Annotated in this window: 12 protein-coding genes; 5 read left to right on the forward strand and 7 right to left on the reverse strand. The window is 62.0% G+C overall.

Features of this window, described 5'->3' with window-relative positions:
- Window positions 1-136: 136 nt before the first annotated feature.
- From GQX66_RS27970 to GQX66_RS27980, 3 genes are all read right to left on the reverse strand, one after another.
- On the reverse strand, window positions 137-1270 hold the full coding sequence (locus GQX66_RS27970; protein ID WP_011332206.1) for an ABC transporter substrate-binding protein: 1134 nt from the start codon (window positions 1268-1270) through the stop codon (window positions 137-139).
- Between the two features lie 364 nt (window positions 1271-1634).
- A complete protein-coding gene (locus GQX66_RS27975; RefSeq protein WP_085746518.1) occupies window positions 1635-2918 on the reverse strand; it encodes an FAD-binding oxidoreductase in 1284 nt (427 codons plus the stop codon).
- 166 nt (window positions 2919-3084) lie between these two features.
- Window positions 3085-4575: an aldehyde dehydrogenase family protein gene (locus tag GQX66_RS27980; RefSeq protein ID WP_007950668.1), complete on the reverse strand. Its 1491-nt coding sequence runs from the start codon at window positions 4573-4575 to the stop codon at window positions 3085-3087.
- A gap of 161 nt (window positions 4576-4736) precedes the next feature.
- Here GQX66_RS27980 and GQX66_RS27985 point away from each other — a divergent pair, with 161 nt between their 5' ends.
- The 3 genes from GQX66_RS27985 (at window position 4737) to nadE (ending at window position 7805) form a co-directional block, all read left to right on the forward strand.
- Window positions 4737-5642: a LysR family transcriptional regulator gene (locus GQX66_RS27985; RefSeq protein ID WP_007950669.1), complete on the forward strand. Its 906-nt coding sequence runs from the start codon at window positions 4737-4739 to the stop codon at window positions 5640-5642.
- A gap of 107 nt (window positions 5643-5749) precedes the next feature.
- Window positions 5750-6973 (forward strand): nicotinate phosphoribosyltransferase, encoded by a 1224-nt coding sequence (gene pncB, locus GQX66_RS27990; RefSeq protein ID WP_085685119.1) that lies wholly within the window; start codon window positions 5750-5752, stop codon window positions 6971-6973.
- 4 nt (window positions 6974-6977) lie between these two features.
- Window positions 6978-7805, forward strand: a complete 828-nt coding sequence (nadE, locus tag GQX66_RS27995; RefSeq protein WP_007950678.1) for an ammonia-dependent NAD(+) synthetase — start codon at window positions 6978-6980, stop codon at window positions 7803-7805.
- 56 nt (window positions 7806-7861) lie between these two features.
- Here the strand turns inward: nadE and azu are convergent, their stop codons facing one another.
- Window positions 7862-8308 carry an azurin gene (gene azu / locus GQX66_RS28000; protein ID WP_240872097.1) on the reverse strand — a complete coding sequence of 149 codons (447 nt, stop codon included), beginning with the start codon at window positions 8306-8308 and terminating at the stop codon, window positions 7862-7864.
- Between the two features lie 341 nt (window positions 8309-8649).
- On the opposite strand from azu, the gene GQX66_RS28005 reads away from it, so the two are divergent.
- Together GQX66_RS28005 and GQX66_RS28010 are read left to right on the forward strand one after the other, a co-directional pair.
- Window positions 8650-9237 carry a TIGR00730 family Rossman fold protein gene (locus tag GQX66_RS28005; protein WP_085746516.1) on the forward strand — a complete coding sequence of 196 codons (588 nt, stop codon included), beginning with the start codon at window positions 8650-8652 and terminating at the stop codon, window positions 9235-9237.
- Between the two features lie 68 nt (window positions 9238-9305).
- Window positions 9306-9485: a hypothetical protein gene (locus GQX66_RS28010; RefSeq protein ID WP_007950694.1), complete on the forward strand. Its 180-nt coding sequence runs from the start codon at window positions 9306-9308 to the stop codon at window positions 9483-9485.
- 64 nt (window positions 9486-9549) lie between these two features.
- Here GQX66_RS28010 and GQX66_RS28015 read toward each other — a convergent pair whose 3' ends face one another.
- The 3 genes from GQX66_RS28015 to GQX66_RS28025 form a co-directional block, all read right to left on the reverse strand.
- On the reverse strand, window positions 9550-10440 hold the full coding sequence (locus GQX66_RS28015) for a transglutaminase family protein (protein ID WP_240872098.1): 891 nt from the start codon (window positions 10438-10440) through the stop codon (window positions 9550-9552).
- Complete coding sequence (locus GQX66_RS28020; RefSeq protein WP_240872099.1) at window positions 10440-12926, reverse strand: circularly permuted type 2 ATP-grasp protein; 2487 nt, start codon at window positions 12924-12926, stop codon at window positions 10440-10442. Before GQX66_RS28020 ends, GQX66_RS28015 begins: the two co-directional genes overlap by 1 nt.
- An 88-nt stretch (window positions 12927-13014) precedes the next feature.
- Window positions 13015-16290 (reverse strand): transglutaminase family protein, encoded by a 3276-nt coding sequence (locus GQX66_RS28025; RefSeq protein WP_085746513.1) that lies wholly within the window; start codon window positions 16288-16290, stop codon window positions 13015-13017.
- Window positions 16291-16326: the final 36 nt, after the last annotated feature.

Here is a 16326-nt window from a genome sequence, read left to right on the forward strand (position 1 = left end):
AAACCGCAGCCCCCTTGTGGGAGCTGGCTTGCCAGCGATAGCGGTAGAACATTCAACAAAGTTGTCGACTGTCAGGCCGTCATCGCGGGCAAGCACGCTCCCACAGGGAATGTGGCGTCCGGTTGATCAGGTGCCGTTATTTCTGTTTTTCCAGCTGGTGATATTTGCCATCCTTGTCCCACTGGTAGACCACGTAGTCGGAGACCTTCAGGTCGCCTTTGGAGTCCCAGGTCTTCTCACCCATGACGGTCTTGACCGGGTTCTTCTTCAGCCAGGCAGCGGCCTCCTCGCCCTTGTTCGACTTGGCGCCGTTGAAGGCGGCGGCCAGGGCCTGAACCGATGCATAGGCGTACAGGGTGTAGCCTTCAGGCTCGGTGCCAGCCTTGCGGAATGCATCTACCACGGTCTTGCTGTCTGGCAGCAGGCGTGGGTCGGCACCGAAGGTCATCAGCACGCCGTCGACGAATTGCGGGCCACCGGCGGTGGTCACCAGTTCGTCGGTCACGATGCCGTCATCGGACATGAACTTGACGTCTTTCAGGCCTTGTTCACGCAGTTGGCGAACCAGCGGGCCGGCTTCCGGGTGCAGGCCACCGAAGTAGACGACATCGGCGCCGGCGCCACGGATCTTGGTGACGATGGTGCTGAAGTCTTTTTCGCCACGGGTCAGGCCTTCGTACAGCACCGGTTTCACGCCGCGTTTTTCCAGCTGAGCCTTGGTCGCGTCGGCCAGGCCCTGACCGTAGGTGTCCTTGTCGTGCAGCACGACGACTTTCTTGCCCTTGAGCACGTCGACGATGTAATCGCCGGCGACGATGCCTTGCTGGTCGTCACGGCCGCACATACGGAACATGGCGCTCAGGCCGCGCTCGGTCACTTGCGGGTTGGTGGAACCCGGGGTGATCGCGATGATGCCGGCTTCGTCGTAGATCTCGGACGCAGGAATGGTGGAGGACGAGCAGAAGTGGCCGACCACACCGGCGACCTTCTGGTTGGTGAGGTCCTTGGCGACCGTCACCGCCTGTTTCGGCTCGCAAGCGTCATCGCCCTTGACCAGGACGATCTTCTCCCCGTTGACGCCGCCCGCCGCGTTGACCGCGTCGGCCGCCGCTTGTGCCCCTTTCATGTACTGTTCGCCAAATGCCGCGTTGGCGCCCGTCATCGGACCCGCCACACCGATTTTCACATCAGCTTGTGCAAACGCAGAAACACCCAGCGCAGTAGCCACTGCGAGGGCCAGAAAGCCTTTCTTGTAAAACGTCTGGGACATGAGGTGGTGCTCCAAGGTTTTTTTTAGTTGGCACTGCGACTTCACTTGAATGCTCAGAGCAAGGGCCGTGCCATCGGTTTTTTATTCTTCAAAAAGTCGCTGCTTTCTTGTTATTTCGACTGTTTCGTTCCCATTTTCATTGGGCGTGCAACCGTCTAAACCGCGGAAGGTGAAACCAATTATTTTTTCAGGCGCAACCCGCACGCGCCATCATTGCAACCGCGGCGCCAAACGACGTGCAACCAGCCTGTAACAGCCCGCGTCACCGAACTGCACACTGCTGGTGCGGGACTGCTACAACCCGCACCATTACAGGCTAGTCGCTACATCGAAAAGCGCCGCTTCCGGCAACATATTTCAACACTCAAATGACGATCCGCAGGCACTGGCCCGCGTGATACAGCGAGAACCCCGCCTCGTACAGACAACTGCGCAACCCCACACCCGCCAGGGGCTGCATCGGTGCGAAGGGGATCGGTAATGCCTGAGGATTTCCGTTACACAGGTAATCGGCGAAGGCCTTGCCGACCACGGTGCCGGTGGTCACGCCACGGCCGTTATAACCGGTGACGGCCACCAGTCCCGGCGCCGGCTCGAACAGGCGCATCAGGTGATCGGGAGTGAAAGCGATGCGCCCGGTCCAGGTGCATTCCCACTCCACGGGTTTGAGGTTGGGGAAGTAATGCTGCTGCACCCGGTCGGCCCAGGCCTTGAGGAACCAGGTCGGTTTCTGATTGCCGTTGCCGAGACTGCCCAGCAGCAGACGACCATCCTTGTCACGGCGGATACTGCTCAGCACCTGACGGGTATCCCACGAGCCCTGCCCGCCCGGGAGAATTTCCTGGGCGGCGTCTTCGGTGAGCGGCACCGAAGCGACCTGATAGTAGTAACCGGGAAAGAAATTGCGCTTGAGTTCGGTCCAGTCGCCTTCGGTGTAGGCGTTGGAGGCGATCACTACCTGTTCGGCGAGCACCGAACCCTGCTCGGTCTGCACCGACCATTTCTGAGCCTGACGCTCAAGACGCGCGACCGGGGAGTGATCGAACATCTGCCCGCCAAGGCTGATGACAGCGTTGGCCAGCCCGGTGACGTAGGCCATCGGATTGAGCGTACCGGCGCGCCGGTCGAGAAGCGCGGCGGCAATCTTCTGTGTGCCGGTCGCCTGTTCACAGGCCTTGCCGGTCAGCAGTTCGACCGGCGCACCGCGGCGTTTCCACTGTTCTTCGCGACTGCGCAGATCCGCCTCACCCTTGGCGTTGTGCGCCATGTGCAGGGTGCCTTCGCGGCGCAACTGGCAATCGATGTTGTATTTATCCACAAGGCTGAACACCAGCGCCGGCGCCGCACCGAGCATGCGGTTGAGCTGACTGCCGACCGCCTCGCCGAAGCCGGCTTCGATCTCGTCCGGCGGAATCCACATCCCGGCGTTGACCAGCCCGACGTTGCGCCCGGAGCCGCCATGCCCGGCGCGATGGGCTTCGAGCACGCAGACGCTCTTGCCCTTCTCCAACAGATGCAGCGCCGCCGACAGCCCGGTAAACCCGGCGCCGATCACGCAGACATCGACTTTGACCTCGCCCCTGAGCGCCGTGTTATCCGGTCGTTGCGGCGTGAGTTTTTCCCACAGACATTCTTCGCGTAACGGCATTGCCAGACTCCAACAGAAACCTGCCAAACACACCAAAATGATCGTTCCCATGCTCTGCGTGGGAACGCAGTCAGGGACGCTCTGCGTCCCGAAAGCGAACGCGGAGCGTTCGGTGCAGCATTCCCACGCAGAGCGTGGGAACGATCAATAGCTTTTGAGAAAACTGTCAGTCGAAAGTAATGCCTTGCGCCAGCGGCAACTCCAGCGAGTAGTTCACGGTATTGGTCTGCCGACGCATATACGCACGCCATGCATCCGAGCCCGACTCACGACCACCACCGGTTTCTTTTTCACCGCCAAACGCGCCGCCGATTTCCGCGCCGCTCGGGCCGATATTGACGTTGGCAATGCCGCAGTCACTGCCGACCGCCGACATGAATTTCTCGGCCTCGCGCACATCGGTGGTGAAGATGCACGACGACAACCCTTGCGGCACGGCGTTGTTCAGGCGCAGCGCCTCTTCGAAATCGCTGTAACCGACCACGTACAGGATCGGCGCGAAGGTCTCGCTGCACACCACGTCGCTCTGCTCCGGCATTTCAACAATGGCCGGCGCCACGTAGTAAGCATTGGGGAATTGATCTTCCAGTTGGCGCTTGCCGCCGAATACCCGACCGCCCTCGCTCAGTGCCTGCTCCAGCGCGTCCTGCATGTTTTCGAAGCTGTGTTTGTCGATCAGCGGGCCGATCAGGTTACCTTCCAGCGGATGGCCAATACGGACCTTGGAGTACGCGGCTTTCAGGCGGGTGACGATTTCTTCTTTCACCGATTCATGGGCGATCAGGCGACGCAACGTGGTGCAACGCTGGCCGGCGGTGCCGACGGCGCTGAACAGAATGGCGCGCACTGCCATGTCCAGATCGGCGCTCGGGCCGAGGATCATTGCGTTGTTGCCACCCAGTTCGAGAATGCTGCGGGCGAAACGCGCGGCGACTTTCGGCGCCACTTCGCGGCCCATGCGGGTGCTGCCGGTGGCGCTGATCAGCGCGACACGCGGGTCATCCACCAGCGCTTCGCCGGCATCACGACCACCGATGATCACCTGGCTCAGGTGCGCCGGGGCATCGCTGAAATTCTTCAGTACGCGTTCGAACAGCGCCTGACAGGCCAGCGCGGTCAGCGGGGTTTTCTCCGACGGCTTCCATACCACCGGGTTGCCGCAGACCAGCGCCAGCGTGGTGTTCCACGCCCACACCGCGACCGGGAAGTTGAACGCACTGATCACGCCGACCACGCCCAGCGGGTGCCAGGTTTCACGCATGTGGTGGCCCGGGCGCTCGGAGGCGATGGTCAAACCGTACAACTGGCGGGACAGCCCGACGGCGAAATCGCAGATGTCGATCATCTCCTGCACTTCACCGAGGCCTTCCTGGGTGATCTTGCCCGCTTCCCAGGACACCAGTTCACCGAGTTCGGTCTTGTATTCACGCAGCACTTCGCCGAACTGACGCACCAGCTCGCCGCGACGCGGGGCCGGTACCTTGCGCCATTGTTCGAACGCATGATCTGCGCGACTGATGTGCTGCTCGACTTCGGCCGGGCCTTCCCAGTTCACGGCGCCGATGCGGCTGCCGTCGATGGGCGAATGCACCGGCACTTTGCCGTTCTGGTACAGGGCCGGGTTCACACCTAGACGATCAAGCAATGCGGCAACCATGGGTCACTCCTCGAGCAAAAAACTGAATGTGTGCGGGCGCGTTTTCACGACCGGGCAGACCTTTAGTTGTAGCGTCAGGAAGGCTGTGCAACAAACGACCTTTACGCGAGATATCATTCCGTTTATTCATGCTGCGCAGAAAGACAAGAAAAGGATCGCCCATGCTGAACAAACGCCACTTGCCGTCGATCACCGCGTTGCAGTGCTTCGAGGCCGTGACCCGGCACCTGAGTTTCACCCGGGCCGCCGAGGAATTGAACCTGACCCAGAGCGCTGTCAGCAAGCAGGTGGCGCAGCTCGAAGAATTGCTGCAGCACTTGTTGTTCCGCCGGGTGCGCCGGCGTTTGCAGATGACCCCGGCCGGCGATCTGTACCTGGTGGAAGTCAGAAAAATCCTGACCCAGGTCGAGATGTCGACCCATTACCTGCGTTCCTACGGCGGCGAAACCGAAGTCCTGCGCGTTTCCACACCCTCGACCTTCGGCGCCCGCTGGCTGGTGCCGCGCCTCAAGGGCTGGCGTCTGCGCCATCCATCGATTCATCTGGACCTGTGCAACGAGCAGGAAGCCGATGACCTGCTGCAAGGGCGCAGCGACCTGGCATTCTATTTCGGCCAGGGTTCACGTCCCGGCACCGAATGCCTGAAGCTGTTCGGCGAAGAACTGGTGCCGGTCTGCGCGCCGAGCAGCCTGCCGGACACTCCGTTGACTGATCCAACGCAACTCACCGATCTGGTCCTGCTGCAGAATGCTTCGCGCCCGCAAGCGTGGCACGACTGGTTCGACAGCCAGGGTTACCAGACCGAACACAGCTACCACGGCCCGCGTTTCGAAACCTTTTATATGTGCATCCGCGCGGCGCAGGTCGGTTGCGGCGTCGCCCTGCTGCCGAGGTTTCTGGTGGAAGAGGAATTGGCCGACGGCAAACTGGTCATTCCCTGGCAGCATGCAATGCCCAGCACCGATGCCTATTACCTGGCCTACCCGGAACACGCGGCAGAAGTGCCCAAGGTGCGGGATTTCGTGAAGTGGATGCTGGAGCAGATCGACAGTCCCGATGCGGTCTGAGGCGCTGTGCCGGGATAAAAATCGCTGGCAATCCCCACCCCGGATATGCGCCACTAGCGCCATTGATTGATACCGCGCCAACGCGCGGCCCGTCTGGAGACCCCGTTATGAGCGAGAGTGTGTTTGCCGATCGCATCGTGCAGAACCTGCTCGACACCGACTTCTACAAACTGACGATGATGCAGGCGGTGCTGCACAACTACCCCAACGTCGAAGTCGAATGGGAGTTTCGTTGCCGTAACAGTGAAGATCTGCGCCCGTATCTGGCGGAGATCCGCTTCCAGGTCGAGCGTCTGGCCGAGTTGAGTCTGAGCGCCGATCAGTTGAGTTTTCTCGAGCGCATCTCGTTCCTCAAGCCGGATTTCCTGCGGTTCCTCGGTCTGTTCCGTTTCAACCTGCGCTACCTGCACACCGGCATCGAGAACGGCGAGTTGTTCATCCGCCTGCGCGGGCCGTGGCTGCATGTGATCCTGTTTGAAGTGCCGCTGCTGGCGATCGTCAGCGAAGTGCGCAACCGCTATCGCTACCGTGAAACGGTGCTGGAACAGGCCCGCGAACAGCTGTATCGCAAATTCGACTGGCTGACCGCCAACGCCTCGGCGGAAGAATTGTCGCAGTTGCAGGTCGCCGATTTCGGCACACGCCGGCGGTTTTCCTACCGCGTGCAAGAGGAAGTGGTGAACGTGCTCAAGCACGATTTCCCCGGGCGTTTCGTCGGCACCAGCAACGTCCACCTGTCCCGCGAACTGGACATGAAACCGCTGGGCACCATGGCTCATGAGTGGATCATGGCCCACCAGCAACTCGGTCCACGGCTGATCGACAGCCAGATCGCCGCCCTCGATTGCTGGGTTCGCGAGTATCGCGGGCTGCTGGGGATCGCCCTGACCGACTGCATCACCACCGACGCGTTCCTCGGCGACTTCGATCTGTTCTTCGCCAAGCTGTTCGACGGTTTGCGTCACGATTCCGGAGATCCGGTGCAGTGGGGCGAAAAATGCATCGCCCACTATCACAAGCTCGGCATCGACCCGATGAGCAAGACCCTGGTGTTCTCCGACAGCCTGACGCTGCCCAAGTCGCTGGAGATCTTCCGGGCGCTGCGCGGCCGGATCAATGTCAGCTTCGGCATCGGCACCAACCTGACCTGTGACATTCCGGGTGTCGAACCGATGAGCATCGTGCTTAAAATGACCGCCTGCAATGGCCAACCGGTGGCGAAGATCTCCGACGAGCCGGGCAAGACCCACTGCAAAGACCCGAATTTCGTCGCCTATTTGCGACACGTTTTCCAGGTTCCTGCCGTTTCCAGCCTTTCTAGCAAGGAGTGAATTCATGCAAGCCGTACAGCGTGAGATTGCTGAACAGCTCAACGTTCAGCCGCCGTTCGCCGATTACCAGGCCCTCGAAGCGGAAGTCGCCCGACGCATCACCTTCATCCAGGATTGCCTGACCAGTTCCGGACTCAAGACCCTGGTGCTGGGCATCAGTGGCGGCGTCGATTCGCTGACCGCAGGCCTTTTGGCCCAGCGCGCCATGCGTGAACTGCGCGAGCGCACCGGTGACGAGGCTTACAAGTTCATCGCCGTGCGCCTGCCGTACGACGTGCAGTTCGATGAACACGATGCCCAGGCCTCGGTGGACTTCATCGCCCCGGACGAGCGCCACACCGTCAACATCGGCCCGGCAGTCAAATCCCTGGCCAGCGAAGTCGCAGCCTTCGAAGGCAAGCACGCGGTGTCGGTGGATTTCGTGCTCGGCAACACCAAGGCGCGGATGCGCATGGTCGCCCAGTACACCATCGCCGGCGCGGCCCATGGCCTGGTGATCGGCACCGACCACGCGGCGGAAGCGGTGATGGGTTTCTTCACCAAGTTCGGCGACGGCGCCTGCGACCTGGCCCCGCTCAGCGGTCTGGTGAAAAATCAGGTCCGGGCCATCGCCCGCAGCTTCGGCGCACCGGAATCGCTGGTGGAAAAAGTGCCGACGGCGGATCTGGAGGACCTGTCGCCGGGCAAGCCGGACGAGGCGTCCCACGGTGTGACCTACGCCGAGATCGACGCCTTCCTGCACGGCGAGCCGGTGCGTCAGGAAGCGTTCGACATCATCGTCAACACCTACAAAAAGACCCATCACAAGCGGGTCATGCCGTTTGCGCCTTGAATCCAGGGCATAAAAAAAGCGTCCTTCAGGACGCTTTTTTTTTGACCTTGTATTGCTTACTTCAGGGTCACGGTGCCTTTCATCATCGAGATGTGGCCCGGAAACGAGCAGAAGAAGCTGTACTTCTCGTCAGCCTTGAGCTTGGACACGTCGATGGTCAGCGAGTCGGTTTCCTTGGCGCCGATGATCTTGGTGTGAGCGATAACGCGCTCGTCACCGTCCTTCAGGTAGTTCTTGTCGATGCCGGCGGCCAGGCCGTCGGTGGCGATCGGCTGCATGTCGGCTTCTTTGCTGATCACCAGGTTATGGCCCATGACGTTCTTCGGCAGGCTGCCGGAGTGGGTCAGCTCGACGGTGAAGGTTTTGCAGCTCTTGTCGATTTCGATGGCCTTGGTGTTGAAGGACATCTGGTCGGTGGAATCAACGGTGGTTTTGCACTCGGCAGCCATCAATTGGCTGCTGGCCAGCGCCAGCAGGGATACCGCAACAACTTTGGAAAACATGGTGAATCTCCAAGGCAGGGTTAACAAAAACACGAATGGTTGGAAGACTGCCTGAAATCTTCGCAAGTTCCTATGACTTGAGTCAAAAATTGTATACAACTTTCAGGCTATGACACTCATCGAAACAATCTAACAGCCAGACGTTTGGCCGGGCCGTATCTTCAGGGCTCAACGTTCATCTGGAGCATCCGTCATGTCCTTCAACAGCCTGTTGTGCAGTCTGCTCGCCGCCTACGCCTGTGGTGCAAGCGGCACCTATGAAACCCCGAAACGCGAAGTCTAGCCCTTGGATCAAGGCGTGCCAGCCATTACCCTGTGACCGATTGACCCAGGAGGAAGGCATGTCTCTCACATCCGTTTGTGTATTTTGCGGTGCCAACGCCGGCACCACCCCGGCGTACACCAAAGCCGCCATTGCCCTCGGCACAGCTCTCGCAGAACGTAAGCTGACGCTGGTCTACGGCGGTGGCGCCGTCGGCCTGATGGGGATTGTCGCTGACGCCGCGCTGGCGGCCGGTGGCGAAGTGATCGGCATCATTCCGCAGAGCCTGATGGACAAGGAAATAGGTCACAAGAGCCTGACCCGTCTGGAAGTGGTCGACGGCATGCACGCGCGCAAGGCGCGGATGGCCGAACTCAGCGATGCGTTCATCGCCCTGCCCGGTGGCCTCGGCACCCTGGAGGAGCTGTTCGAAGTCTGGACCTGGGGCCAGCTCGGCTACCACGGCAAGCCGCTGGGCCTGCTGGAAGTGAACGGTTTCTACAGCAAACTCACTGCATTTCTTGATCACATCGTCGGCGAAGGCTTCGTTCGTGCGCCGCACCGTGACATGCTGCAAGTGAGCGAATCGCCGCAAACACTGCTCGAAGCCCTCGACAACTGGAAGCCCACCGTCACGCCAAAATGGGTCGACCAGAAACCCGGTTAACCGCCGGGCACCGATACAGGGCAGAATACGCGCCGCTCAACCTCACCTTCGACCCCAGAGGATCGCCCATGGCCAAACCCAATTACTCCTTCGCCAAACGTCAACGTGACCTGGCCAAGGAACAGAAGAAAGAGGAAAAGCTTCAGCGCAAGAAACAGATGGCTGAAGAAGCGGCACTGAACCCTGACGGTGAAGTGGCGACCGATGATGATGTTGAGGCACCGAAAGACCAGGCACCCGACGCCTGAGCTGAATCGCGAAATTGAACACCCTCCATTGTGGGAGCTGACTGGCTCCCACGATGGATCGCACTTACTCCAGTGGCATCACCGTGACCCGCACCTCCGGATCATGACTCCCTCCCCCCAGAATCACCCCACGCAACGGCGAGACATCGGAAAAATCCCGGCCCCAGGCCAGGGTGATGTGCTCCAGTGCCGGCTGCACATTGTTTGTCGGATCGAAGTCCACCCAGCCCAGCACCGGGCAAAACACCGAAACCCAGGCATGGGACGCGTCGGCGCCGATCAACCGTGGCTGCCCCGGTGGCGGCTGGGTCAGCAGGTAGCCGCTGACGTAACGCGCCGCCAACCCGCGTGAGCGCACGCAGGCGAGCATCAGGTGCGCGAAGTCCTGACAGACCCCGCGCCGGCGCTCCAGCACTTCCACCAGCGGCGTCGCGACTTGCGTCGCTTCGGCATCGAAGGTGAATTCGCTGAAGATCTTCTGCATCAGAGCCTGCACACCCAGCATCAACGGCCGGCCGGCCGGGAAACAGCTCTCCGAGAACTCGACGAAACTGCGCTTCAGATGCACGTAGGGCGACTGGAATCGATAGCGACAGGCTTCCAGCAATGAGGCGGACAACGGCTGGCTGCTGTAGGTCAGCGCGTTACGGGTCAATTCCCAGGCCGGCGACTGTTGAAAATCCACCACGGGCCGCGCCAGCACTTCGACCGTCAGCCGTGCGTTGACCTGCAATTCATCGTGGGGCCGTTCGAAGGCCAGGCGGGTCAGCGGATTGCCGAACACATCCTGCTCGTCACGCCGGGTGGTCGGCTCCGGACTGATCAGCAATTGCTGTTGGGTGCAGCGCTGCCACTCGCATTCGCGCGGCCACAGATGCGCCAGTTGCTGGGCCAGGGACACCGGGCTGTCGTAGCGATAGCAGGTGTCGTGAAGGATCTGGTAATGGGCACTCATCAGACGGACACCGTGCGCTGGCTGACATCATCGACATGGGCGAAATGGCGCAGGGCCAGACGATCCGACACCTGACTGCTGGCGTCGGCGATCTCCTGCAGCAGGTCCGCCAGACCGTCGAGGGCCGAGCGCACGCTGGATTCGCCGAACAGCGGATTCTCCAGACAGCTCAGATCGAAACGCGCCAGACGCTCGACCAGCGGCGGCAAGCCAGCCTCCCTCGGCACACCGAAGTCATCATTCAGCCGCTTCAGGGTGCGAGTCACCAGCTTCAACTGGAACAGCACGGCATGGGGGTTCTGCTCATCCAGCAGCAACAGGTCGAGCACCGGAATCAACTGCGCCACTGCCAGATAACGCGAGCGATAGGTGATGCTGCTGTTGCCCAGCTCCAGCAACCACTCAAGCCCGGCCTGATCGAACGCCCCGGCGCCGCGCAGAAAACCCGCGAGGCTGCTGCTGAGAAATTGCAGGCGCTCGATCCGCCGCCCGATCATCAGGAAGCGCCAGCCTTCGTCGCGGGTCATGTCATCAAGGGCAAACCCGGACAGCGCCGCCAGCGACATCACCAGCCGGTTGAGAAAATCCAGCAGCTCGCCGAAGTCCGGTTCGTCGGTGTCCAGTTCCGCAGCCTCACGTTGCAGCTCCACCAGCGCCTGCCAGTTTTCCCGGGACAACTTGCCGCGCACTTGCGAAGCCGCCCACTGCAAGCGCTGCAGGTTGGAGCGCAGGCTGAACGACCAGTCCTCGCCGAGCAGTGCCGCAAGCAAGCGCTCCGGCAGCTCGCCTTCGTCCGGTAGCAGCATCAGCCGCTCGCCCAGATCCACCGCAGCCTGCAGGGCTTGCGGGTCATCGCCGTCGACGTAACGCGCGAGCATGATGCGCAACAGCCGCGCGCTGTCGTCGCAACGCTCGCAGTAACGGCCGAACCAGAACAGGTTTTCCACCACCCGCGACGGCAGATACGGATCACGGCGCACCAGATCAGGCACGCCGATGTTGCGCTGGGCTTTCCACTGTTCACCGCTTGGCGGTCGATCCCCGAGCACCCAGGTGTCCTTGCTAGCGCCACCGCGCTGCATCGACACCACTTCGGCATCGGCCTCGGCCGCAACCCGTGTCAGGCCACCGGGCAGCACCCGATAACCGTCGTGACTGGCCACCGCGTACATGCGCATGCCGATTGCCCGGGGTTGCAGTTGCCCGTCCTCGGGCTGCCAGATCGGCGCCTGGGACAACTGGGCGAGTTCTTGCGCGACATAAGCATAAGGCCGGGCCTGCATGCGCGCGGCGAGACTTTCACGCTGTTTTTCGCTCAGATCCCGACCAAATACCGGCGCAAAACTTTGCGACGGAAACGCCGGTTTGATCAACAGCTCCGGCAGTTTTTCCAGGGCCTGGGCCAACACCGGCGCTTCGCCGCACCACCACGTGGCAATGGACGGCAGAATCAGCTCTTCGCCGAACAGGTACTGATTGATCTTCGGCAGGAAACCCAGCAACCCCGGCGACTCCAGCACGCCACTGCCCAGCGCGTTCGCCACCAGCACCCGGCCCTGACGCACCGCCTCCAGCAATCCCGGAACGCCGAGCGCCGAATCCGTGCGCAATTCCAGCGGATCACAGAAGTCATCGTCGAGCCGGCGCATGATCGCGTGCACCCGGCGCAGGCCGCTGAGGGTTTTCAGGTAGACCGTGGCATCACGCACCGTCAGGTCTCCACCCTCCACCAGCGGATAACCGAGCTGGCGGGCGAGATAGAGATGCTCGAAATAGCTTTCGTTGAAACGCCCCGGGGTCAGCAACACCACCAGCGGCGCGTCATCGTCGCAGGGGGCCTGACGGGCCAGGGTTTCCTGCAAGGTGCGGAAGAAGCCGGCCAGATGCTGCACTTTCAGATCCCGGTACAACTCGGGAAAGGCGCGGGACACGATGGTGCGATTTTCCAGCGCGTAACCGGCGCCGGATGGCGCCTGGGTACGATCCGCCGTCACCCACCAGCGCCCGTCCGGCGTGCGCGCCAGATCGACGGCATAAAGATGCAGAAAGGCCCCGTCCGGCGGCGCAATGCCCTGACAGGGCCAGAGGAAGTTGTTATGGCCGAACACCAGTTCTGCCGGCAGCAGCCCTTCGCTGATCAGCCGCTGCGGGCCGTACAGATCCGCCAGCACCGCATTGAGCAGCCGCGCGCGCTGGGCGATTCCGGCGGACAGTTGTTGCCACTCGTCAGCGGCGATCACGTGGGGCAGCAGATCCAGTTCCCACGGACGATCCGCGCCCTTGGGGTCGGCATAGACGTTGTAGGTGACACCGTTTTCCTGAATCTGCCGGGTCAGCAACGCCTGACGCTGCACCAGTTGCGCCGGGGTGCTGCGCTGCAATTGGTCGACCAGTCGCCGCCAGTGCGGGCGCACCGCCCCGCTGTCGTCGAGCAGTTCGTGATAGGTGCCCGCCGTCAGCGGGTAGCGGTCAAGCAGGTCAGGCATGGAAAGCTCGGCAGCCGGCAAGGAACGGTCAGACTAACGCAGGCACATGACGCCCGGATATACGAAAAATCCGGGGGTCGTGTACGAATCAAAAACGTCGTAAATCGAGAGTCATCGGTAGCTCGTCGGAGGTTGTCAGGTTCGGTATCGGAAGTTTCCCCGGCGTGTGTCCGATGCGGAAGAACCGCGCCATACGCCGGCTCTCTGCTTCGTTGGCGTTGACCGGCAGCGTTTCGTAATTGCGCCCACCCGGATGGGCGACGTGGTACTGGCAGCCGCCCAGCGAGCGCTGCATCCAGGTATCGAGCAGGTCGAACACCAGCGGCGCATGCACCGGGATCGTCGGTTGCAGGCAATTGGCCGGTTGCCACGCGCGGAAACGCACACCGGCGACAAACTCGCCCACCCGGCCGGTCGATTGCAGCGGCACCGGTATTCCATTGCAGGTCAGCAGATAACGCTGCGGCGGCAGCCCCGTGAGTTTGACCTGCAAGCGCTCCAGCGATGAGTCGACGTAGCGCACCGTACCGCCCGCCGCGCCCTCCTCGCCCAGCACGTGCCAGGGTTCAAGGGCCTGACGCAATTCCAGCTCGATACCGTTGACGGCGTAATCGCCGACCTTGGGAAAACGGAACTCAAGGTGCGCCGCGAACCATTCCGCACGCAGGGGGTAACCGGCATTGTTGAGCTCGACGATGACGTCGGCGAAGTCCTGCTCGATGAAGTGCGGCAGCATGAAGCGGTCGTGCAGCTCCGTACCCCAGCGCGCCAGTTTCGGCGGCGCATAGGGCTCGCGCCAGAACCGCGCCACCAGCGCTCGCAACAACAGCTGCTGCGCCAGGCTCATGCGCGCATGGGGTGGCATCTCGAAACCACGCAACTCCAGCAACCCGAGGCGCCCGGTGGAGCCATCCGGTGAATACAGCTTGTCGATGCAGAACTCGGCGCGATGGGTGTTGCCGGTAACGTCGATCAGCAGATTGCGCAGCAAACGGTCGACCAACCACGGCGGGCAGTCTTCTCCCGGCGCCGGCATTTGCGCGAAAGCGATTTCCAGTTCATACAGCGCATCGTTGCGCGCTTCGTCGATCCGCGGCGCCTGAGAGGTCGGGCCGATGAACAGGCCGGAAAACAGGTAGGACAGCGATGGATGGTTGTGCCAGTAGCTGATCAGGCTACGCAGCAGGTCCGGGCGGCGCAGAAACGGTGAGTCACCCGGTGTCGCGCCGCCGAGGACGAAATGGTTGCCGCCGCCGGTTCCGGTATGTCGCCCGTCAACCATGAATTTCTCGGTGGACAGTCGGGTCTGGCGCGCTTCTTCGTACAGAAACTCGGTGCGTTCGACCAACTCGTCCCAGGTCGCCGACGGCTGCACGTTAACCTCGATCACGCCGGGATCCGGGGTGATGCGAAAATTGCTCAGGCGCGGATCGCTCGGCGGCTCGTAGCCTTCCAGCAATACCGGACAATGCAGCTCCTCGGCGGTGGCTTCAATGGCGGCCACCAGCTCCAGATAATCCTCGACCCGTTCCAGCGGCGGCATGAACAGATACAACCGGCCTTCCCGGGCCTCCGCGCAGAACGCGGTGCGGGTCAGCCAGTCGGCGGACTCGTCGATCTTCGGCACACGCTCGTCCGCCGGAGCGGGCTCACGGTGATCGTTGAGCTGCGATGTTTCGGGCAGCCCGGGGAAGTCCTGATTCGGATCGTTCGGATGAATGAACGGATACTCTGCCGCCTTCACCCAAGGTTGCGAACCCAATGGCAGGCGATAGCCGAGCGGCGAATCTCCCGGCACCAACCGGCAATGCTCATCGCGCAGATACCAGCGCCCACTCTGCCATTGATCGCCCTTGGCGGTGCGCGCCAGCGGCAGCACCTGGCCGATGATCTTGTCCAACCCCTGACTGAACACCTTGCGCAGTCGCGCACGTTCCAGCGGCTCCTCCAGGCGCGAGTCTTCGGCGCTGACGTTGCTCGGCAAGGCGCCCTCGCGCCAGAGGTAATAGAAATTGTCTTCGTAGGCCGGGAAGACGAAGCGTGTCGGCAGTTTCAGGCGTTCGGCGACGCTCGCCAGAAAGCGCCCGGCCAGTGCGCCATCAGCGCCGTAATCCTGCTGCTCATCGGCAATCAACGCGTTGTTGTGCCAGATCGGCACACCGTCGCGGCGCCAGTAGCAATTCAGCGACCAGCGCGGCAGTTGCTCGCCGGGATACCACTTGCCCTGGCCGAAATGCACCAGCCCTTTGGGCGCGTAATGCTTGCGCAGGCGCTGGAACAGTTCGGCGGAGAGCCGGCGTTTGTCCGGCCCAAGCGCAGCGGTGTTCCATTCGGCGCCGTCGGGGTCGTCGATGGATACGAAGGTCGGTTCGCCGCCCATGGTCAGGCGCACATCGCCTTCCAGCAGATCGGCATCGATCTGCCGGCCCAGCGTCTGGATCGCCAGCCATTGCTCATCGGTGTAGGGCTTGGTGACCCGCGGCGCTTCCCAGATCCGCTCCACGGACATTTCGTGGCTGAACTCGCATTCGCAAGGCTCCACCAGCCCACTGATCGGCGCGGCCGAGGACGGATCGGGACTGCAGGCCAGCGGGATATGCCCTTCACCGGCGAACAGTCCGGAAGTCGCATCAAGGCCGATCCAGCCGGCGCCGGGCAGATACACTTCGCACCACGCGTGCAGGTCGGTGAAGTCCACTTCGGTGCCGGACGGCCCGTCGAGGCTTTTCACGTCGGCGGTCAGTTGAATCAGGTAACCGGAGACAAAACGCGCCGCCAGCCCGAGATTGCGCAGCAGTTGCACCAGCAGCCACGCCGAATCACGGCAGGAACCGGAGGCGTGTTCGAGGGTGTGTTCCGGGGTCTGTACGCCCGGCTCCATGCGGATCAGGTAATTGATGTCTTCGCTCAAACGCTGGTTGAGCGCCACCAGGAAATCCACGGCCGGCAGCGGCGTGCGGTCGATGGCGTCCAGATAGGCCTTGAATTTCGGCGTCAGCGGCAGGGTTTCGAGGTACGGCGCCAGCTCCTTGCGTTCATCGGCGGCGTAGGCGAAGGGGATTTTCTCGGCGTAGGGCTCGAGGAAAAAGTCGAACGGGTTGAACACCGCCATCTCGGCCAGCAGATCGACCTCGATCCGCAGTTCGGCGGTTTTCTCGGGGAACACCAGCCGTGCGAGGTAGTTACCCTGAGGGTCCTGCTGCCAGTTGATGAAGTGCTGCTCGGGCGAGACTTTCAGTGAATAGGACAGAATCCGCGTGCGGCTGTGGGCAGCCGGGCGCAGCCGCACGATCTGCGGGCCGAGTTCGACAGCGCGGTCGTAGCGGTAATGCGTGACGTGATGCAATGCGACATGAATCGACACGGCGTGCCTCCTGCGAGCCCAAGCGTATTTGAAAGC

This window comes from Pseudomonas sp. B707, assembly GCF_022496685.1.
GTDB classification, from domain to species: Bacteria; Pseudomonadota; Gammaproteobacteria; order Pseudomonadales; family Pseudomonadaceae; genus Aquipseudomonas; species Aquipseudomonas paraglycinae.

Excerpts from the sequence above, each read along its gene's own strand:
- GQX66_RS27970 (WP_011332206.1), bottom strand. The coding sequence starts at position 1,270 with ATGTCCCAGACGTTTTACAAGAAAGGCTTTCTGGCCCTCGCAGTGGCT.
- GQX66_RS27985 (WP_007950669.1), top strand. The coding sequence starts at position 4,737 with ATGCTGAACAAACGCCACTTGCCGTCGATCACCGCGTTGCAGTGCTTC.
- GQX66_RS28015 (WP_240872098.1), bottom strand. The coding sequence starts at position 10,440 with ATGAGTGCCCATTACCAGATCCTTCACGACACCTGCTATCGCTACGAC.
- GQX66_RS27975 (WP_085746518.1), bottom strand. The coding sequence starts at position 2,918 with ATGCCGTTACGCGAAGAATGTCTGTGGGAAAAACTCACGCCGCAACGA.
- azu (WP_240872097.1), bottom strand. The coding sequence starts at position 8,308 with ATGTTTTCCAAAGTTGTTGCGGTATCCCTGCTGGCGCTGGCCAGCAGC.
- pncB (WP_085685119.1), top strand. The coding sequence starts at position 5,750 with ATGAGCGAGAGTGTGTTTGCCGATCGCATCGTGCAGAACCTGCTCGAC.
- GQX66_RS28005 (WP_085746516.1), top strand. The coding sequence starts at position 8,650 with ATGTCTCTCACATCCGTTTGTGTATTTTGCGGTGCCAACGCCGGCACC.
- GQX66_RS27980 (WP_007950668.1), bottom strand. The coding sequence starts at position 4,575 with ATGGTTGCCGCATTGCTTGATCGTCTAGGTGTGAACCCGGCCCTGTAC.
- GQX66_RS28010 (WP_007950694.1), top strand. The coding sequence starts at position 9,306 with ATGGCCAAACCCAATTACTCCTTCGCCAAACGTCAACGTGACCTGGCC.
- GQX66_RS28020 (WP_240872099.1), bottom strand. The coding sequence starts at position 12,926 with ATGCCTGACCTGCTTGACCGCTACCCGCTGACGGCGGGCACCTATCAC.
- nadE (WP_007950678.1), top strand. The coding sequence starts at position 6,978 with ATGCAAGCCGTACAGCGTGAGATTGCTGAACAGCTCAACGTTCAGCCG.